General features: G+C 59.8%; 17 protein-coding genes. 12 read left to right on the top strand and 5 right to left on the bottom strand.

Translation table 11 applies throughout. The features are described from left to right. Positions 1-89: 89 nt before the first annotated feature. Both tsf and rpsB read right to left on the bottom strand, forming a co-directional pair. Positions 90-953 carry a translation elongation factor Ts gene (gene tsf / locus ACEN83_RS05360; RefSeq protein WP_015093762.1) on the bottom strand — a complete coding sequence of 288 codons (864 nt, stop codon included), beginning with the start codon at positions 951-953 and terminating at the stop codon, positions 90-92. A gap of 189 nt (positions 954-1,142) precedes the next feature. After that, complete coding sequence (gene rpsB, locus ACEN83_RS05355) at positions 1,143-1,880, bottom strand: 30S ribosomal protein S2 (RefSeq protein WP_007978390.1); 738 nt, start codon at positions 1,878-1,880, stop codon at positions 1,143-1,145. Between the two features lie 371 nt (positions 1,881-2,251). Here rpsB and map point away from each other — a divergent pair, with 371 nt between their 5' ends. The 4 genes from map to ACEN83_RS05335 all read left to right on the top strand — a co-directional run bounded on the left by map (position 2,252) and on the right by ACEN83_RS05335 (position 8,171). After that, positions 2,252-3,034: a type I methionyl aminopeptidase gene (gene map, locus ACEN83_RS05350; RefSeq protein WP_495579706.1), complete on the top strand. Its 783-nt coding sequence runs from the start codon at positions 2,252-2,254 to the stop codon at positions 3,032-3,034. A gap of 41 nt (positions 3,035-3,075) precedes the next feature. Further along, positions 3,076-5,778 (top strand): [protein-PII] uridylyltransferase, encoded by a 2,703-nt coding sequence (locus tag ACEN83_RS05345; RefSeq protein ID WP_495579705.1) that lies wholly within the window; start codon positions 3,076-3,078, stop codon positions 5,776-5,778. A gap of 115 nt (positions 5,779-5,893) precedes the next feature. Next, complete coding sequence (gene dapC / locus ACEN83_RS05340) at positions 5,894-7,093, top strand: succinyldiaminopimelate transaminase (protein ID WP_495579704.1); 1,200 nt, start codon at positions 5,894-5,896, stop codon at positions 7,091-7,093. Positions 7,094-7,370: 277 nt separating this feature from the next. Beyond that, positions 7,371-8,171, top strand: coding sequence for a M12 family metallopeptidase (locus ACEN83_RS05335; RefSeq protein ID WP_495579703.1), 801 nt, complete (start codon positions 7,371-7,373; stop codon positions 8,169-8,171). Between the two features lie 103 nt (positions 8,172-8,274). Here ACEN83_RS05335 and ACEN83_RS05330 read toward each other — a convergent pair whose 3' ends face one another. Further along, positions 8,275-9,906, bottom strand: a complete 1,632-nt coding sequence (locus tag ACEN83_RS05330; protein WP_495579702.1) for a Na+/H+ antiporter — start codon at positions 9,904-9,906, stop codon at positions 8,275-8,277. Positions 9,907-10,222: 316 nt separating this feature from the next. Here ACEN83_RS05330 and ACEN83_RS05325 point away from each other — a divergent pair, with 316 nt between their 5' ends. The 4 genes from ACEN83_RS05325 (at position 10,223) to ACEN83_RS05310 (ending at position 13,404) form a co-directional block, all read left to right on the top strand. Next, positions 10,223-10,585 carry an ArsC family reductase gene (locus ACEN83_RS05325; RefSeq protein ID WP_495579701.1) on the top strand — a complete coding sequence of 121 codons (363 nt, stop codon included), beginning with the start codon at positions 10,223-10,225 and terminating at the stop codon, positions 10,583-10,585. Between the two features lie 32 nt (positions 10,586-10,617). Beyond that, the gene (gene dapD, locus ACEN83_RS05320) at positions 10,618-11,652 is read left to right on the top strand and encodes a 2,3,4,5-tetrahydropyridine-2,6-dicarboxylate N-succinyltransferase (protein WP_015093756.1); all 1,035 of its coding nucleotides are present in this window, start codon (positions 10,618-10,620) and stop codon (positions 11,650-11,652) included. Between the two features lie 145 nt (positions 11,653-11,797). Next, positions 11,798-13,003, top strand: coding sequence for an aminotransferase class V-fold PLP-dependent enzyme (locus ACEN83_RS05315; protein WP_495579700.1), 1,206 nt, complete (start codon positions 11,798-11,800; stop codon positions 13,001-13,003). Next, positions 13,000-13,404: a SufE family protein gene (locus ACEN83_RS05310; protein WP_495579699.1), complete on the top strand. Its 405-nt coding sequence runs from the start codon at positions 13,000-13,002 to the stop codon at positions 13,402-13,404. The genes ACEN83_RS05315 and ACEN83_RS05310 overlap by 4 nt, the downstream gene beginning before the upstream one ends. Before the next feature lie 110 nt (positions 13,405-13,514). On the opposite strand, the gene tcdA is transcribed toward ACEN83_RS05310, so the two are convergent. Then, positions 13,515-14,333, bottom strand: coding sequence for a tRNA cyclic N6-threonylcarbamoyladenosine(37) synthase TcdA (gene tcdA / locus ACEN83_RS05305; RefSeq protein WP_218476567.1), 819 nt, complete (start codon positions 14,331-14,333; stop codon positions 13,515-13,517). A 212-nt stretch (positions 14,334-14,545) separates the two neighbouring features. Between tcdA and ACEN83_RS05300 the strand changes: the two genes are divergently transcribed. The 4 genes from ACEN83_RS05300 to ACEN83_RS05285 all read left to right on the top strand — a co-directional run bounded on the left by ACEN83_RS05300 (position 14,546) and on the right by ACEN83_RS05285 (position 19,745). Beyond that, entirely contained in the window at positions 14,546-17,134 is a 2,589-nt protein-coding gene (locus ACEN83_RS05300) for a glycosyltransferase (RefSeq protein ID WP_495579698.1), read from the top strand. A gap of 188 nt (positions 17,135-17,322) precedes the next feature. After that, on the top strand, positions 17,323-18,474 hold the full coding sequence (gene dapE / locus ACEN83_RS05295) for a succinyl-diaminopimelate desuccinylase (protein WP_015093751.1): 1,152 nt from the start codon (positions 17,323-17,325) through the stop codon (positions 18,472-18,474). Next, positions 18,474-19,283 carry a putative RNA methyltransferase gene (locus tag ACEN83_RS05290; RefSeq protein WP_217837362.1) on the top strand — a complete coding sequence of 270 codons (810 nt, stop codon included), beginning with the start codon at positions 18,474-18,476 and terminating at the stop codon, positions 19,281-19,283. The genes dapE and ACEN83_RS05290 overlap by 1 nt, the downstream gene beginning before the upstream one ends. Positions 19,284-19,367: 84 nt before the next feature. Further along, entirely contained in the window at positions 19,368-19,745 is a 378-nt protein-coding gene (locus tag ACEN83_RS05285) for a hypothetical protein (protein ID WP_007978418.1), read from the top strand. A gap of 84 nt (positions 19,746-19,829) precedes the next feature. Here the strand turns inward: ACEN83_RS05285 and ACEN83_RS05280 are convergent, their stop codons facing one another. Then, the gene (locus ACEN83_RS05280) at positions 19,830-20,039 is read right to left on the bottom strand and encodes a cold shock domain-containing protein (protein WP_007954750.1); all 210 of its coding nucleotides are present in this window, start codon (positions 20,037-20,039) and stop codon (positions 19,830-19,832) included. Positions 20,040-20,047 lie beyond the last annotated feature (8 nt).

Below are 20,047 nucleotides of genomic sequence, written 5' to 3'. Positions count from 1 at the left end.
AGGAAACCAATAAAAATTGGTGCCCCATCTGAAAAGAGGCTGCGCGCGTGAGCGGGCAGCCTCTTCTGGGCGACAGTTAAAAAACCGTCTTATTGCTTGGCGGCAGCCAGCTGGGCAGCAACTTCTTCTGCGAAGTTGTCCACTGGCTTCTCGATGCCTTCGCCTACCTTGAAGTAAGTGAAGGAAACGATTTCAGCGCCGGCTTTCTTGGCCAGAGCACCAACGGTGACTTCCGGGTTCATGACGAAAGCCTGCTCGACCAGGCTGGCTTCAGCCAGGAACTTGGTGATACGACCAGCGATCATCTTCTCGACGATTTCAGCTGGCTTGCCTTTCATCTTGTCTTCGTTCAAGGACAGGAAAACGGCTTTTTCGCGCTCGATGGCTTCTGGCGAAACCTGCGATGGCAGCAGGAACTCAGGGTTGCTTGCCGCCACGTGCATGGCGATCTCTTTGGCCAGCTGAACATCGCCGCCCTTGAGAACAACAGCAACACCGATCTTGTTACCGTGCAGGTAGGTGCCGACAACGTCGCCCTCTACGCGCACCAGGCGACGGATGTTGACGTTTTCGCCAACTTTGGCAACCAGTGCTTCACGAGCCGATTCCTGAGCGGCGATCAGCGGAGCTGCGTCGGTCAGTTTCTCGTCGAAGGCTTTCTCTACGCTGGCAGCAACGAAGTTCTTGAAGTCGTCTTGCAGGGCCAGGAAGTCGGTCTGCGAGTTGACTTCCAGCAGCACGGCCGCCTTGTCGTCGGCCTTGATGGCGATAGCGCCTTCAGCGGCAACGTTGCCGGCTTTCTTGGCGGCCTTGATGGCGCCCGAAGCACGCATGTCATCAATGGCTTTCTCGATGTCGCCGCCAGCCTTGGTCAAGGCCTTTTTGCAGTCCATCATGCCTTCGCCAGTACGCTCGCGCAGTTCTTTGACCAACGCTGCAGTAATCTCTGCCATTTCAAAATCCTCTTGGATAGGTTTTCAACCATTCCACCCGATCGAACGGGCGATCAATTCTTCCCGAACCACCCTTGTTAGCTGCCGCACGTTACAGATAGAACAGTGGGCGCCGACAAATGGTTTTCGAGGTGGCAAAAAGGGGGCCAAGCCCCCTTTTTGCTTACTGAGTCAACGCCAAGGCGTCAATTACTCAGCTGCTGCTACCGGAGCTTCTTCAACGAACACTTCGGTGCCGCCGGCAACGTTGTTGCGGCCACGGATAACGGCGTCAGCCATCGAACCCATGTACAGCTGGATAGCGCGGATTGCGTCATCGTTGCCTGGGATGATGTAGTCAACGCCTTCCGGGCTGCTGTTGGTATCGACTACGCCGATGACCGGGATGCCCAGCTTGTTGGCTTCGGTGATCGCGATGCGCTCGTGATCAACGTCGATAACGAACAGAGCGTCTGGCAGACCGCCCATGTCCTTGATACCACCCAGGGAACGATCCAGCTTTTCCAGGTCACGAGTGCGCATCAGCGCTTCTTTCTTGGTCAGCTTGGCGAAAGTACCGTCTTCGGCTTGAACTTCAAGGTCACGCAGACGCTTGATGGAAGCACGGATGGTCTTGAAGTTGGTCAGCATGCCGCCCAACCAGCGGTGATCGACGTACGGCGAACCGCAACGTGCTGCTTCTTCAGCAACGATCTTGCCAGCGGAACGCTTGGTGCCGACGAACAGAATCTTGTTTTTGCCCTGGGCCAGACGCTCTACGAAAGTCAGAGCTTCGTTGAACATTGGCAGGGTTTTTTCAAGGTTGATGATGTGGATCTTGTTACGCGCGCCGAAAATGTACTTGCCCATTTTCGGGTTCCAGTAACGGGTCTGGTGACCGAAGTGCACACCGGCCTTCAGCATATCGCGCATGTTGACTTGGGACATGATAGTTCCTTAATAAGTCGGGTTTGGCCTCCACGTATCCCAATGACCAACCAGCAGCATCAGCTGAAGGCACCCAGGTCATCGTGTCGACACGTGTGTGGATTTAGGCTTTTCGGGACATCCCCGGAAAGCGGCGCATTTTATATCACAAGGCAGGGCAAAACGGAACCCGGATTCTGAAATCCTGGCGAACGCTTTGCGCCATCCCTTGGAATCCTCCAAGAATGCACCATTCTATAGAGAGAAGCGATGCACACAGGCGCAGATTTGCGCTGATCGTCTGGTAGAATCGTATTTTTCAGGGCTGCGAAGACCCATCGCGCAATGCCCTTTCCGTTCAGAAAGCGCCGCCTGGCGCAGAGAGAGCCTGTATGACCGTCACCCTCAAAACGCCCGAGGATATCGCCAAAATGCGTATCGCCGGCAAACTGGCCGCCGATGTGCTGGAAATGATTGCCGAACATGTCAAGCCGGGCGTTACTACCGATCAATTGAACCAGATCTGCCACGACTACATCGTCAATGAGCAGAAAGCCATCCCTGCCCCGCTCAACTACAAGGGCTATCCAAAGTCGATCTGTACGTCGATCAACCATGTGGTCTGCCACGGCATCCCGAACGACAAGCCGCTGAAAGACGGCGATACCCTGAACATCGACGTCACCGTCATCAAGGACGGCTACCACGGCGACACCAGCCGCATGTTCCACGTCGGCACCGTGCCGGTCTGGGCCGAGCGCCTGTCCCAGGTGACCCAGGAATGCATGTACAAGGCGATTGAAATCGTCAAGCCCGGCTGCCGCCTGGGCGACATCGGCGAAATCATCCAGAAGCATGCTGAAAAGAACGGATTCTCGGTGGTTCGCGAGTTCTGCGGCCACGGTATCGGCAAGGTGTTCCACGAAGAGCCGCAGATCCTGCACTACGGCCGCGCCGGCACCGGCATGGAACTCAAGGCCGGCATGACCTTCACTATCGAGCCGATGATCAACCAGGGCAAAGCCGACACCAAGGTTCTGGGCGACGGCTGGACCGCGATCACCAAGGATCGCAAGCTCTCGGCACAGTGGGAACACACCCTGCTGGTGACCGAAACCGGTTACGAGATCTTCACCCTGCGCAGCGATGACACCATCCCTCGCGTTTCGGCCTGATCTCGCCAGCGTATCTCGCCTATAGAAAGGAAAGCCAATCGATGCCGCAGGTGGATCCCGAACTCTTCGACAGAGGCCAGTTCCAGGCTGAACTGGCCCTGAAGGCAAGCCCGATCGCGGCCTTCAAGAAGGCGATCCGCCAGGCCCGCGAAGTGCTCGACGCACGTTTTCGCAATGGCCGGGACATTCGCCGGCTGATCGAGGATCGCGCCTGGTTCGTCGACAACATCCTGCAAAAGGCCTGGGAGCAGTTCAGCTGGAGCGAGGACGCCGACATCGCGCTGGTCGCGGTCGGTGGCTACGGCCGCGGTGAATTGCACCCATATTCCGACATCGATTTGCTGATCCTGCTGGACAGCGCGGACCACGAAGTTTTCCGCGATTCCATCGAGCGCTTTCTGACACTGTTGTGGGACATCGGCCTGGAGGTCGGCCAGAGCGTGCGCTCGATAGAAGAGTGCGCCGTCGAGGCCCGCGCCGACCTGACGGTCGTCACCAACCTGATGGAAAGCCGCACCATCGCTGGCCCCGAGCGTTTGCGCCAGCGCATGCTGGACGTCACCAGCACCGGGCACATGTGGCCGAGCAAGGACTTCTTCCTGGCCAAGCGTGCCGAACAAAAGGCTCGCCACCACAAGTACAACGACACCGAATACAACCTGGAACCCAACGTCAAAGGCTCACCCGGCGGCCTGCGGGATATCCAGACGATTCTGTGGGTGGCCCGTCGCGAGTACGGCACCCTGAACCTGCGGGCACTGGCCGGCGAAGGTTTCCTGGTCGAAAGTGAAAACGCCCTGCTGGCCTCTTCCCAGGAATTCCTGTGGAAGGTTCGCTATGCCCTGCACATGCTCGCCGGTCGCGCCGAAGACCGCCTGCTGTTCGATCACCAGCGCACCATTGCCGGGCTGCTGGGGTTCAAAGGCGACGACGCCAAGCAAGCCATCGAAAATTTCATGCAGCAGTATTACCGGGTGGTGATGAGCATCGCCCAGCTCAGCGACCTGATCATCCAGCACTTCGAGGAAGTCATCCTCGCACCGGAAGACGAGACACCACCGCAGCCGATCAACTCGCGCTTCCAGCTGCATGATGGCTATATCGAAGCACGCAACCACAACGTTTTCCGCCGCACGCCGTTCGCCATGCTGGAAATTTTTGTATTGATGGCCCAGCAGCCGGAAATCAAGGGCGTACGTGCAGACACCATTCGCATGCTGCGGGAAAGCCGTCACCTGATCGATGACGACTTCCGCAACGACATTCGCAATACCAGCCTGTTTATCGAGCTGTTCAAGTGCAAGATCGGTATCCACCGCAACCTGCGGCGAATGAATCGCTACGGCATCCTGGGTCGTTATCTGCCAGAATTCGGCTTTATCGTCGGACAGATGCAGCATGACCTGTTCCACATCTATACCGTCGATGCCCATACCCTGAACCTGATCAAGCACCTGCGTAAGTTGCAGTACACCCAGGTGTCGGAAAAATTTCCGCTGGCCAGCAAGCTCATGGGCAAGCTGCCCAAACCCGAGCTGATCTACATGGCAGGCCTGTACCACGACATCGGCAAAGGCCGGCATGGCGACCACTCGGACGTCGGCGCGGTCGACGCCGAGGCGTTTTGCCAACGTCACCAGTTGCCAGTTTGGGACAGCCGCCTGATCGTGTGGCTGGTGCAAAACCATCTGGTGATGTCGACCACCGCCCAGCGCAAGGACCTGTCCGACCCGCAGGTTATCCACGACTTCGCACAGATCGTCGGCGACGAAACCCGCCTTGACTACCTGTATGTGCTGACCGTTGCCGACATCAACGCCACCAACCCGACGCTGTGGAACTCCTGGCGCGCCAGCCTGCTGCGCCAGCTCTACACCGAAACCAAGCGCGCCCTGCGACGTGGCCTGGAAAATCCGGTGGATCGCGAAGAGCAGATCCGCCAGACCCAGAGCGCCGCCCTGGACATTCTGGTGCGCGGCGGCACCGACCCGGACGACGTCGAGCAACTGTGGGCGCAATTGGGTGATGACTATTTCCTGCGTCACACCGCCGGCGATGTGGCCTGGCACAGCGACGCGATCCTCCAGCAACCGGCCGATGGCGGACCACTGGTGCTGATCAAGGAGACCACCCAGCGCGAGTTCGAAGGCGGGACCCAGATCTTCATCTACGCCCCCGACCAGCACGACTTCTTCGCCGTGACCGTGGCCGCGATGGACCAGCTTAACCTGAACATCCATGACGCCCGGGTCATCACCTCCAGCAGCCAGTTCACCCTCGACACCTACATCGTGCTCGACACCGACGGCGACTCGATCGGCGACAACCCGGCACGGGTCAAACAGATCCGCGACGGCCTGACAGAGGCCCTGCGCAACCCGGACGACTACCCGACCATCATCCAGCGCCGGGTACCGCGCCAGCTCAAGCATTTCGCCTTTGCACCACAGGTAACGATCCACAACGACGCCCAGCGGCCGGTGACGGTGCTGGAACTCACGGCACCCGACCGCCCGGGCCTGCTGGCGCGGATCGGCACGATTTTCCTGGAGTTCGATCTGTCGCTGCAAAACGCCAAGATCGCCACCCTCGGCGAGCGCGTGGAAGACGTGTTCTTCATCACCGACGCCCACAATCAGCCGCTGTCCGACCCGTTGCTGTGCAGTCGCCTGCAGGATGCGATCGTCGAACAGTTGAGCGTCAACCAGGAACCCGATATCAAACTGTCGCGCATCAGTATCTGAATCAAACCCATCCCCTGTAGGAGCTGCCGCAGGCTGCGATCTTTTGATCTGCTTTTTAAGATCAAGATCAAAAGATCGCAGCCTGCGGCAGCTCCTACATTGAACGAGGCCCCTCATGAACAACGCTTTATCCCAGCTGCAGCCCTACCCGTTCGAAAAGCTCCGCGCCTTGCTCGGCAGCGTCACGCCCAACCCGGACAAGCGCCCTATTGCGCTGTCCATTGGCGAGCCTAAACACCGCTCGCCGAGCTTCGTCGCCGAAGCGCTGGCCAGCAATCTCGATCAGATGGCCGTATACCCGACCACCCTCGGCATCCCGGCCCTGCGCGAAGCCATCGCCGCCTGGTGCGAACGTCGCTTCGATGTCCCCAAGGGCTGGATCGATCCCGCGCGCAACGTGCTGCCGGTCAACGGCACCCGCGAGGCGCTGTTCGCCTTCACCCAGACCGTGGTCAACCGTGGCGATGACGCGCTGGTGGTCAGCCCGAATCCGTTCTACCAGATCTACGAAGGCGCGGCGTTCCTCGCCGGGGCCAAGCCGCATTACCTGCCGTGCCTGGACGAAAACGGTTTCAATCCGGATTTCGACGCCGTTTCGCCGGACATCTGGAAACGCTGCCAGGTCCTGTTCCTGTGCTCGCCAGGCAACCCGACCGGCGCACTGATTCCGGTCGAGACCCTGAAAAAGCTGATCGCCCTGGCCGATGAGCACGACTTCGTGATTGCCGCCGACGAGTGCTACAGCGAACTCTACTTCGACGAACAAACGCCGCCGCCAGGCCTGCTCAGCGCCTGCGCAGAACTGGGCCGCAAGGACTTCAAGCGCTGCGTGGTGTTCCACAGCCTGTCCAAGCGTTCGAACCTGCCAGGCCTGCGCTCGGGTTTTGTCGCCGGCGACGCCGACATTCTCAAAGGCTTCCTGCTTTACCGCACCTACCACGGCTGCGCGATGCCGGTTCAAACCCAGCTGGCCAGCGTTGCTGCTTGGAATGACGAAGTGCATGTGCGCGCCAACCGTGCGTTGTATCGCGAGAAGTTCGATGCGGTACTGGAAATCCTCAGCCCGGTGCTGGACGTACAGCGCCCGGATGGCAGTTTCTACCTGTGGCCGAATGTGGCCGGTGACGACGCAGCGTTCTGCCGCGACCTGTTCGAGCAGGAGCACGTGACCGTGGTACCGGGTTCTTACCTGTCGCGGGATGTCGATGGCGTCAATCCAGGCGCCGGGCGCGTGCGCATGGCGCTGGTTGCACCATTATCAGAATGCGTTGAAGCGGCAGAACGTATTCGCGACTTTATCACTCGCCGCAACTGACACTGACAAGGCCTGTGCTGTGCAACGCAGTACAGGCCGTTCATCAGCAACAACATCTCACATACAGCAACTTTACAACGCGACTCTCATTTAAATAATCTCCAACTCGAAACCAATTAATTGAGTGAACTAAACCTCGAGAAGGAGAGTGAAAATTCCAGATAAATCCCCCTGCAAAGTTATATAAAAGCCCCACCAAAAAACCGTAAACAAACCAAACCAAAAGATCTCATTCCAAACAAACTACAACCGACAAAAGACATGGACGTCACCCCCTATGAAAATTGGAACTTGCAGCATCCTTGAAAGCATTGACCCGATTGCATCCTATGAGGCCGCGATCAGTGAGCGCAGTGATAATGCCGAACCCAACACTTCCAGACGCACCAAGAGAAGTGTCGCTGTGCATACTACTTTCTGGAAGCCTGGCCGCACCCTGAAAATAGCCATGTACGACGAAGACCAGAATACCATCGACAAAGTCAAAAGCATTGCGAGCAAATGGATAGAAAATGCCAATTTGAAATTTGAATTCGTTTCAGGAGCGGTAGGCGATATTCGTATTAAAATCATGCCTAGCAAAACCGGCACTTCTATATCCCAACTTGGCACAGATGCACTGTTGCACCCTCCTGAAGAACCCACAATGACGATAGGTTTAGCTTTAGAACATGCTGAATTTGAAGCCACTATATTACATGAGTTTGGTCATGTACTCGGCCTTCACCATGAACATCAGCACCCGGACGCAGATATTCCCTGGGATCTGGAAAAAGTTTACGTATGGTATAAAGAAGAGTTCAACCTTGAACGCGCAAGAGTTGACTCAGACGTTCTCCCCCTACCCCGCCGAAAAAACTACACCTATGGTGATTACGATCCCTTGTCAATCATGCATTACGACATCGATAGCAGACTTACCATAAACAACTGGAGCCACCCAGGAGGCTCCACACTAAGCAAGAAAGACCTGGAGGTAATCCGCAAGATTTACCCTCACGGGACAACATACATACCCCATTCACTGATTGAGTTACTTAACAAAATAAAGGCGCCGTTTATTGGCAGTTCCAGTTAAAACGTCCTGAAGATATCCTCCAACAAACCGACCGTTTCTTGAGGACTATTATTTTCAATGTATCTTCCATGTACGCCACGCAACAATGGAAACATGCACATTATTACTTGACCGTTCCAAGCTTGGCCTCACTCAGATCAAGCTCCCCCAGCACCTCACGCAACACGTCATCGCCAATCTGGTGCTGACGACTGAGTCTGTACAACTCAAGGCGCTGCGCCCGCAGCGCCTTCACCCGCAAGCGCCGCTCCAGCAAGTCCATCTGAAAGGCCAGGGCCTGGGCTTCGGCTGAATCGTTGAACACCTCCAACTGGTGTCGGTACTCGGACATGATCCGCGCCTTGAGTTCGGCGGCCAGCGCAGACTGGGCGGCGTCCTGCGGGTTGACCTCTTCTGTCTCAAGCGCATGAATGGCCGCTTCGGCGGTCTTGCGCCAGGCGTCACGCACCTCATTGCGCCGCTTGTCGTCCGGGCTGGCTTCGATGCCGCGCAACAACAGTGGCAGTGCGATGCAGGCCGCAATCAACGACAGCAGAATCACCCCGGCGGCGATGAATATCAGCAGATCGCGCTCGGGAAACTCACTGGCGCCCATGAACATCGGCACCGACATCACACCCGCCAGCGTCACGGCCCCGCGCACACCCGCCACAGTCAGCAACCAACAGGATCGCGCCGTCGGCACATGGGTCACCTCACCCTTGCCGCGCAGGCGCCGCAGCAGCACCGACAGCCGCCAGATGCTTTGCACCCAGACGAACCGCAAAACCAGCAGCACCAGGAAAATCGCCACCACATCCAACCCGCGATACAACAACGTCGGCCATAACGAGGTTTCGTGACTGGCCACCGCCTTGATGATGTCCGGCAACTGCAGGCCCAACAGCAGGAAAATCAAGCCGTTGAAGGCGAATTCCAGCAATGACCAGACACTGCGATTGAGCAGGCGCGTGTTGGTCTGGCGTGGCAGCAGATCGAGCCAGCTCTGCATCATCCCCGCCGCCACCGCCGAGAGGATGCCCGACACGTCCATGCGCTCGGCCAGCACGTAGGCCGCAAACGGCAGCAACAACATGAACACCACGTGCGTCGCGGGATCATCCCAGCCGCGCGCGATCATCCACGCCCGCAGACGGCCAACCAGCCAGCTCAAGGCCACCCCGACGGCCAGCCCGCCGACGGCGACCAGCACGAACGTCAGGCTGGCATTGGCCAGTGAGAACACGCCGGTGACCGCCGCCACCAAGGCAAACTTGAACGTCACCAGGCCCGAGGCGTCGTTCATCAGCGCCTCACCCTGCAAGATGTGCATCAATGGCGTGGGCAGCCGATTGCGGGAGATGGCCGACACCGCCACCGCATCCGTCGGCGACAGCACCGCCGCCAGGGCAAACGCCACCGGCAACGGCACACCGGGCAGCAGCCAATGAATGAAATAGCCGGCGCCCACCACGGTAAACAACACCAGGCCCACCGCCAGGGTCAGGATCGGTCCGCGCAGGTGCCAGAATTCGCGCTTGGGCATGCGCCAGCCGTCGGAGAAAAGCAGCGGTGGCAGGAACAGAAACAGGAACAACTCGGGATCCAGGGCCACATGCAGCCCCAGAGTCGGCCACGCAAGCAATGCCCCGGCGGCGATTTGCACCAGCGGCAACGGCAGCGGGATCACCCGTCCGATCAGGCGCGAAACGCCGACCAGCATCAACAGGATCAGGACGGTGTAGGCGGTTTGCATAAAGCGTGGTTCCCGGACAATCGACAGCTTTGAAGTGCCATATTAGCTGCTTAGACTGTTTGGGGACCCTTGCACCAATGTCGCACAACGGAATACCGCCCTCCTGTAGGAGCGAGCCTGCTCGCGATGGTCGTTAACGATTACGCCGGCTGCCTGATACCCCGCGGCGCTCTCTGGTTCATCGCGAGCAAGCTCGCTCCTACAAGGTGCTACGCCATGACAAAAATACAAACCCGACCACAGCCGCCGCGAAACCGTCCGGCCATGGCATAATCCTCCACCTTTTATTTCCAGCACCTGCAAAGGGGGCAATTCCTTGACCGTTTCAAGCAAAACGTTGCACCTTTTCGGCATCAAAGCCTGCGACACCATGAAAAAGGCGCGCACCTGGCTCGATGAACACGCTGTCAGCTATGACTTTCATGATTACAAAGCGGTCGGTATCGACCGTGAACGCCTGACCCAATGGTGCAGCGAGCACGGCTGGGAAGTGGTGTTGAACCGTGCAGGCACGACCTTTCGCAAGCTTGACGACGAACGCAAAGCCGATCTCGACCAGACGAAAGCCATCGAACTGATGCTCGCACAACCTTCGATGATCAAGCGCCCGGTGCTCGATCTCGGTGACCGAACCCTGATTGGCTTCAAGCCAGACATCTACGCGGCCCCGCTCAAGTAAGCAGCCCGTTCAATTTTGTTAGAGGTATTCACATGTCCACTACCCTGTTCAGCCTGGCCTTCGGCGTCGGCACTCAAAACCGTCAAGGCGCATGGCTGGAAGTGTTCTACGCCGCCCCGGTTCTCAAGCCATCGGCTGAAGTCGTCGCCGCTATCGCACCGATCCTGGGCTACACCGAAGGCAATCAGGCCATCGCATTCAGCACCGCCCAGGCCTCGCAACTGGCCGAGGCCCTCAAAGGCGTCGACGCCGCCCAGGCTGCCCTGCTGACCCGCCTGGCCGAGAGCCACAAGCCGCTGGTTGCCACCCTGCTGGCTGAAGACGCCCAGCTGTCGTCCACCCCGGAGGCGTACCTCAAGCTGCACCTGCTGAGCCATCGCCTGGTCAAGCCTCACGGCCTGAACCTGGCCGGGATTTTCCCGCTGCTGCCGAACGTGGCCTGGACCAGCCAGGGCGCTGTCGACCTGAGCGAACTGGCCGAACTGCAACTCGAAGCCCGCCTGCGCGGCGAGCTGCTGGAAGTGTTCTCGGTGGACAAGTTCCCGAAAATGACCGACTACGTGGTTCCGGCCGGCGTGCGTATCGCTGACGCTGCGCGTCTGCGCCTGGGCGCCTACGTGGGCGAAGGCACCACCGTGATGCACGAAGGTTTCATCAACTTCAACGCCGGCACCGAAGGCCCGGGCATGATCGAAGGCCGCGTATCCGCCGGCGTATTCGTCGGCAAGGGTTCGGACCTGGGCGGCGGCTGCTCGACCATGGGTACCCTGTCGGGCGGCGGCAACATCGTGATCAAGGTCGGCGAAGGCTGCCTGATCGGCGCCAACGCCGGTATCGGCATCCCGTTGGGCGACCGCAACACCGTCGAGTCGGGCCTGTACGTGACTGCCGGTACCAAGGTCGCGCTGCTGGACGAAAACAACCAACTGGTCAAAGTGGTCAAGGCCCGTGAACTGGCCGGCCAGCCGGACCTGCTGTTCCGTCGCAATTCGGAAACCGGTGCCGTGGAATGCAAAACCCACAAATCGGCCATCGAGTTGAACGAAGCGCTGCACGCTCACAACTAAGCGTCACACGATGACCCTGTAGGAGCTGCCGCAGGCTGCGATCTTTTGATCTTGTTTTTTAAATCAAAGTCAAAAGATCGCAGCCTGCGGCAGCTCCTACAACGTCAGGCGTTCCCCCCGCCCATGTTCACCAGGGCCCGATAACATGATGATTCTCTCTCCCTGGCGCGCCGATTTTCCGGCCATCGCCGCCCTGCAGCGCCAAGGCCAGACCTATCTGGACAACGCCGCCACCACGCAAAAACCTCAAACCCTGCTGGACGCCCTGGCGCACTACTACGCCAATGGCGCAGCCAACGTGCATCGGGCGCAACACTTGCCCGGCGCCCACGCCACCCAGGCGTTCGAGGACAGCCGTCGCAAAGCCGCGCAATGGCTCAATGCTGGCGATTGCGGGCAGATCATCTTTACCCACGGCGCGACGTCCGCGCTGAATCTCCTGGCCTATGGCCTGGAACATCTTTTCAATCCTGGCGACGAAATCGTCATCAGCGCCCTGGAGCATCACGCCAACCTTTTGCCGTGGCAGCAACTGGCGCAGCGTCGCGAGCTGAAGCTGGTGATCCTGCCGCTGGATGCCAACGGCGTGATCGACCTTGAAGCCGCCGCCGGTTTGATCGGCCCACGCACGCGCCTGCTGGCCGTCAGTCAACTGTCCAACGTGATTGGCGCGTGGCAACCGCTGTCTCAATTGCTGGCACTGGCCAAGGCGCACAACGTCCTGACCGTGATCGATGGCGCCCAGGGCGTGGTCCATGGCCGCCACGACGTACAAGCACTAGGCTGCGATTTTTATGTGTTCTCCAGCCACAAGCTCTACGGTCCCGATGGCCTGGGCGTGCTGTTCGGGCGCAATACAGCGCTGCAACAGCTGCGTCCCTGGCAGTTCGGCGGTGAAATGGTGCTCGATGCCAATTATCACGACGCCCGCTTTCGCCCGGCCCCTCTGGGCTTCGAGGCCGGGACGCCGCCGATTGCCAGTGTGATCGGCCTGGGAGCAACCCTGGATTACCTCGCCGGGCTCGATCAGGACGCTGTGTCCGCCCATGAAACGGCGCTGCATGCCTGTTTGCTCAAGGGTCTTGAGGCACGTCACGGCATCCGCTTGCTGGGCAAGCCGCAGGTGGCACTGGCCAGTTTTACCGTCGAGGGTGTACATAACGCCGACCTGGCGCATTTGCTGACTGAACAAGGGATTGCAGTGCGCGCAGGCCATCACTGCGCCATGCCGCTGCTCAAACGCTTTGAACTGGCGGGGGCGATTCGGGTGTCATTGGCGCTGTACAACGACTCCGAAGACCTGCAACGGTTTTTTGAAGCCCTGGATCAGGCGCTGGAGCTGCTGCGATGAACCTGCCTGCCGATGCCGTGACCGCACTCGATACCTTTGGCAAAGCCGCCGGCTGGGAACAACGGGCACGCCTGCTGATGCAATGGGGCGAGCGCCTGCCTGCCTTGAGCGACGCGCAGATGTGCGACGCCAACCGGGTGTACGGTTGTGAAAGCCAGGTGTGGCTGGTGGGCGAATTGCGCGACGGCCAATGGCGGTTCAGCGCCAACAGCGATGCACGGCTGATTCGCGGGTTGGTGGCGTTGCTGCTGGCGCGGGTCAACGGCTTGTCGGCGGCCCAATTGCAGCAGGTGGATTTGCCGGACTGGTTCAATCAGTTGGGATTGGGGCGGCAATTGTCCGAATCCCGCAGCAATGGCTTGAATGCGGTGCTACAGCGGATGCGCGAGCTGGCCGCCTGATCACCCCCAAACGCCCTGTAGGAGCTGCCGAAGGCTGCAATCTTTTGACTTTGCCCTTTTAAAAACAAGATCAAAAGATCGCAACCTGCGGCAGCTCCTACAGGTCGAGCTTAGGCTTGGGGCTTGATGCGTTCCGCCGGGCGCCGCACACCGGCCACGATCTTGTCCACAGCCTTGGTCGCCGCGACCATGCCGAAGGTCGCCGTCACCATCATCACCGCGCCAAACCCGCCGGCGCAGTCGAGCTTCACGCCATCACCGACAAAACTCTTCTGCAGGCAAATGCTGCCGTCCGGTTTTGGATAACGCAGTTGCTCGGTGGAAAACACGCACGGCACGCTGTAATGGCGGGTCACGGTGCGTGAAAAACCGTAGTCGCGGCGCAGCGTAGAGCGCACTTTCGACGCCAGCGGGTCGTTGAACGTGCGGTTCAGGTCGCAGACCTGAATCAAGGTCGGGTCGATCTGCCCTCCCGCACCGCCGGTCGTGATGATCTGGATCTTGCGACGCTTGCACCAGGCAATCAGCGCAGCCTTGGCGTTGACACTGTCGATGCAGTCGATCACGCAGTCGATGTTCGGCGTGATGTACTCGGCCATGGTGTCGCGGGTGACGAAGTCCGGTACCGCGTGCACCGTGCAGTCCGGGTTGATCCCGCGCAGACGCTCAGCCATCACCTCGACCTTGGGTTTGCCGACGGTACTGTCCAGCGCGTGCAACTGACGATTGGCGTTGCTGACGCAGACGTCGTCCAGATCGAACAGCGAAATCTCGCCCACGCCACAACGGGCCATGGCTTCCGCTGCCCAGGAACCGACACCACCGACGCCGACAATCGCCACATGGGCTGCGCGCAGGCGCTCAAGGCCTTCGATGCCATACAAACGGGCAATGCCGGCAAAACGCGGATCTTCTGTACTCATGACCATTACCCCAAAAACCGGCGCGCATTATAGGGCTTCGCAGCAACAAGATTTAAGTTTCAAGCGACAAGTGTAAGAACTTATGTGAAAGCCAATTGCCCAACGTCAGGCATTTCCCTGTCCGATGTACGTTCAGTGAGCTGCCGGTGTAGGATGCGCGCCCTTTGGCGGCAGCCAACCGTTCCTTCGTTCCACAGCCTTTGGAACCTGAAATAACCATGTCATCGCGTAAATTTGGACTCAACCTGGTCGTGGTGCTCGCCATCGCGGCCTTGTTTACCGGCTTCTGGGCGCTGATCAATCGCCCGGTCACCGCCCCCAACTGGCCGGAGCAGATCTCCGGTTTCTCCTACTCACCGTTCCAGCAAGGACAATTCCCACAGAAGGATCAGTATCCATCCGACGATGAGATGCGCCGTGACCTGGAGATCATGAGCAAGCTGACGGACAACATCCGCATCTACTCGGTCGATGGCACCCTGCAAGACATCCCGAAACTGGCGGAAGAATTCGGCTTGCGGGTGACACTGGGGATCTGGATCAGCCCGGACCAGGAACGCAACGAACGGGAAATCACCCGCGCCATCGAAATCGCCAACTCCTCGCGCAGCGTGGTTCGTGTGGTGGTCGGCAACGAAGCGATCTTCCGCAAGGAAATCACCGCCGCCGAACTGAGCGTGATGCTCGATCGCGTGCGCGCCGCCGTGAAGGTGCCGGTGACCACGTCCGAGCAATGGCACGTCTGGGAGGAACACCCGGAACTGGCCAGGCACGTCGACCTGATCGCCGCGCACGTCCTGCCTTACTGGGAATTCATTCCAGTAGACAAGGCCCAGCAGTTCGTTCTGGATCGCGCCCGCGACCTGAAAAAGATGTTCCCGAAAAAGCCGCTGCTGCTGTCCGAAGTGGGCTGGCCGAGCAACGGCCGCATGCGCGGTGGCGCCGATGCTTCGCCCGCAGACCAGGCGATCTACCTGCGAACCCTGGTCAACAAGCTCAATCGCCAGGGTTTCAACTACTTCGTGATCGAAGCGTTTGACCAGCCGTGGAAAGCCAGCGACGAAGGTTCCGTCGGCGCCTACTGGGGCGTGTTCAACGCCGCGCGCCAGCAAAAGTTCAACTTCGAAGGCCCGGTGGTGGCGATTCCGCAATGGCGCGTACTGGCCATCGGTTCGGTGGTATTGGCGCTGTTGTCGCTGACCCTGCTGATGATCGACGGCTCGGCCCTGCGCCAGCGTGGTCGCACCTTCCTGACCTTCATCGCGTTCCTCTGCGGTTCGGTGCTGGTGTGGATCGGCTACGACTACAGCCAGCAATACAGCACCTGGTTCAGTCTGACAGTGGGTTTCCTGCTTGCCCTCGGTGCGCTCGGGGTGTTCATCGTGCTGCTGACCGAAGCCCATGAATTGGCCGAAGCGGTGTGGGTGCACAAGCGCCGCCGCGAATTCCTGCCAGTGGAAGGCGATTCCGGCTACCGCCCGAAAGTGTCGATTCACGTGCCTTGCTACAACGAGCCGCCGGAGATGGTCAAACAGACCCTCAACGCCCTGGCCAACCTCGACTATCCGGATTTCGAAGTCCTGATCATCGACAACAACACCAAGGACCCGGCGGTCTGGGAACCGGTGCGCGACTACTGCGCCACCCTCGGCCCGCGCTTCAAGTTCTTCCACGTGGCACCGCTGGCCGGCTTCAAGGGGGGCGCGCTGAACTACCTGATTCCGCACACCGCCAAGGACGCCGAGGTGATTGCCGTGATCGACTCGGACTACTGTGTCGACCGCAACTGGCTCAAGCACATGGTGCCGCACTTCGCCGACCCGAAAATCGCCGTGGTGCAGTCGCCGCAGGACTACCGCGACCAGAACGAAAGCACGTTCAAGAAGCTCTGCTACGCGGAATACAAAGGCTTCTTCCATATCGGCATGGTCACCCGCAACGACCGCGACGCGATCATCCAGCACGGCACCATGACCATGACCCGTCGCTCGGTGCTCGAAGAGCTGGGCTGGGCCGACTGGTGCATCTGTGAAGACGCCGAACTGGGCCTGCGCGTATTCGAGAAAGGCCTGTCGGCGGCGTACTACCACACCAGCTACGGCAAAGGCCTGATGCCCGATACCTTCATCGACTTCAAGAAACAGCGTTTCCGCTGGGCCTACGGAGCGATTCAGATCATCAAGCGCCACACCGCCAGCCTGCTGCGCGGCAAGGACACCGAGCTGACCCGCGGCCAGCGTTACCACTTCCTCGCGGGCTGGTTGCCGTGGGTGGCGGACGGCATGAACATCTTCTTCACCGTCGGTGCACTGTTGTGGTCGGCGGCAATGATCATCGTGCCGCAACGGGTCGATCCACCGCTGCTGATCTTCGCAATCCCGCCGTTGGCGCTGTTCGTGTTCAAGGTAGCCAAGATCATCTTCCTCTACCGTCGTGCGGTCGGGGTGAACTTGAAGGATGCCTTCTGCGCGGCGCTGGCCGGTCTGGCGTTGTCTCACACCATCGCAAAAGCGGTGCTGTACGGCTTCTTCACCAGCAGCATTCCGTTCTTCCGCACACCGAAAAACGCCGACAACCATGGCTTCTGGGTAGCGATTTCCGAAGCGCGCGAAGAGTTGTTCATCATGTTGCTGTTGTGGAGCGCGGCGCTGGGGATTTATCTGGTCAACGGCATGCCGAGCAACGACATGCGCTTCTGGGTCACCATGCTGCTGGTGCAGTCGCTGCCGTATCTGGCGGCGCTGATCATGGCGTTCCTGTCGTCGCTGCCGAAACCTTCGACAGAGGCTGCGCCCGCGACGGCGTGATCGGTTATTGGATAACGTTAAACGGCGGCCTTCGGGTCGCCGTTTTGCTTTAGAATGATCGCCCTTTTGCACTGTAGGAGTTGCCGAAGGCTGCGATCTTTTGATCTTGATCTTTCAAAAGCAAGATCAAAAGATCGCAGCCTTCGGCAGCTCCTACAGGTTTACTGTGCGTACCTCGGAGTTTTCACATGACGGCCCACGCCGACCTTTCGCCGACCCTTCAACTCGCCATCGACCTGATCCGCCGTCCGTCCGTGACGCCGGTCGACGCCGATTGCCAGAAGCAGATGATGCAGCGCCTGGGCGATGCCGGTTTCACCCTGGAACCGATGCGCATCGAGGATGTGGATAACTTCTGGGCCACCCACGGCCAGGACGACGGTCCGGTGCTGTGCTTCGCCGGCCACACCGACGTGGTCCCGACCGGCCCGGTGAGCGCCTGGCAGATCGAGCCGTTCAACGCGCTGATCGACGAACACGGCATGCTCTGCGGCCGTGGCGCCGCCGACATGAAAGGCAGCCTCGCCGCCATGACCGTCGCGTCCGAACGTTTTGTCGCCGACTACCCGAATCACAAGGGCAAAGTCGCATTCCTGATCACCAGCGATGAAGAAGGCCCGGCGCACCACGGCACCAAGGCGGTGGTCGAACGCCTGGCCGCGCGCAAGGAGCGTCTGGACTGGTGCATCGTCGGCGAACCGTCGAGCACCACCCTGGTGGGTGACGTGGTCAAGAACGGCCGCCGCGGCTCCCTCGGCGCCAAGCTGACCGTGCGTGGCGTGCAAGGTCACGTGGCTTACCCGCACCTGGCGAAGAACCCGATCCACCTCGCCGCTCCGGCGCTGGCCGAACTGGCCGCCGAGCATTGGGACCACGGCAACGATTTCTTCCCGCCAACCAGTTTCCAGATCTCCAACGTCAACTCCGGCACCGGTGCGACCAACGTGATCCCGGGTGACCTGGTGGCGGTGTTCAACTTCCGTTTCTCCACCGAGTCCACCGTCGAAGGCCTGCAAAAGCGCGTCGCCGATATCCTCGACAAGCATGGCCTGGACTGGCACGTCGATTGGGCCCTGTCCGGCCTGCCGTTCCTCACCGAGCCGGGCGCGCTGCTGGACGCGGTGTCGTCGAGCATCAAGGACATCACCGGTCGCGACACCAAGGCGTCCACCAGCGGCGGCACCTCCGACGGGCGCTTCATCGCGACCATGGGCACGCAAGTGGTTGAGCTGGGCCCGGTCAACGCGACCATCCACCAGGTCAACGAGCGCGTACTGGCAGCCGACCTCGATGTGCTGACCGAAATCTACTACCAGACCCTGATCAAGTTGCTCGCCTGATGCTTGCCTGCCCTATCTGCAGCGCACCGCTCAATGCGGTGGACAACGGTGTGGTCTGCCCCGCCGGGCATCGTTTCGACCGTGCGCGCCAGGGTTACCTGAACCTGCTGCCGGTGCAGCACAAGAACAGCCGCGACCCTGGGGATAACCAGGCAATGGTCGAAGCCCGCCGCGACTTCCTGAATGCCGGGCACTATGCGCCGGTGGCCAGGCGTCTGGCGGAACTGGCCGCCAGCTATGCGCCGCAGCGCTGGCTGGACATCGGCTGTGGCGAGGGCTACTACACCGCGCAGATCGCCGAGGCGCTGCCGGATGCCGAAGGTTATGCGCTGGACATCTCCCGCGAAGCGGTCAAACGCGCCTGCAAACGCAACCCGCAGCTCACCTGGTTGATCGCCAGCATGGCGCGGGTGCCGTTGGCTTCCGGCAGTTGCCAGTTCCTCGCCAGCGTCTTCAGCCCGCTGGACTGGGAAGAAGCCAAACGCCTGCTCAGCGTCGGCGGCGGCCTGATGAAAGTCGGGCCGACCAGCGGCCACCTGATGGAATTGCGCGAGCGGCTGTACGATGAGGTCCGCGAGTACATCGACGACAAGCACCTGGACCTGGTGCCGGAAGGCATGGCGCTGGCGCATAGTGAAACCCTGGAATTCAAACTGACGCTCCACAGTGGTCAGGACCGGGCGAACCTGCTGGCGATGACACCTCACGGCTGGCGCGCCAGTGCCGAACGCCGTGCTGCCGTTATCGAGCAGGCCGAGCCGTTCGAGGTCACCGTGTCGATGCGCTACGATTATTTCGTTCTTCAATAACTTCAAACATTTTTGGTCTTGGGCAACGGCTCAAGGCCGGCTAAATCCGCGAATGGATTTTTCAGACCCGCAGTGAGGACATCCATGCGCCAGCCCGATATCGAGATTTACCTGAAAGACGCCGACGTCGATCACAAAGCCATTGCCGCCTGGCTCGGCGCGGCACTTGGCCCGTGTTCGGATTGGGTGCAGAAGGGCCAGACCTACAAGTGCAAGGCCGGCAATGTGCCGGTGACCTGGCTGCCAAAAGCGGTCGGCAAGTGGAACAGCCTGTACCTGGAAAGCGACCAGACCCCATGGGACGACGACATCGCCTGCGCCCGCGCCGCGTTTGCCGCGCTGAACGTCGAAGTGCGTTGCGCGCCGGGAACCTGGGTCGAGGAAGAAGGTGAAGAGACGGCGGACCGCTGGATTCGCATCAGCGCCGATGGTGAAGAAGAGATCACCTGGAAGACCGCTTAAAGCAAAAAGATCGCAGCCTGCGGCAGCTCCTACAAGGTTATGGTGCAGGAGCTGCCGCAGGCTGCGATCTTTTGAACTTAAAGGTTACAGCCCTACAACATCCTCAGCCTGCAACCCTTTCTGCCCTTCGACCACCGCATACTCAACCTGCTGGCCTTCGGTCAGCGAGCGGTGCCCCTCGCCACGAATCGCGCGGTAGTGCACGAACACGTCCACTCCGTCCTCGCGCTGAATGAAGCCGTAGCCCTTGGCGTCGTTGAACCACTTCACGTTGCCGGTTTCGCGTGTTGCCATTTGTTCAT

The organism is Pseudomonas sp. Pseusp49, from assembly GCF_059491875.1.
This window is presented reverse-complemented; position numbering and strand designations above follow the sequence as displayed.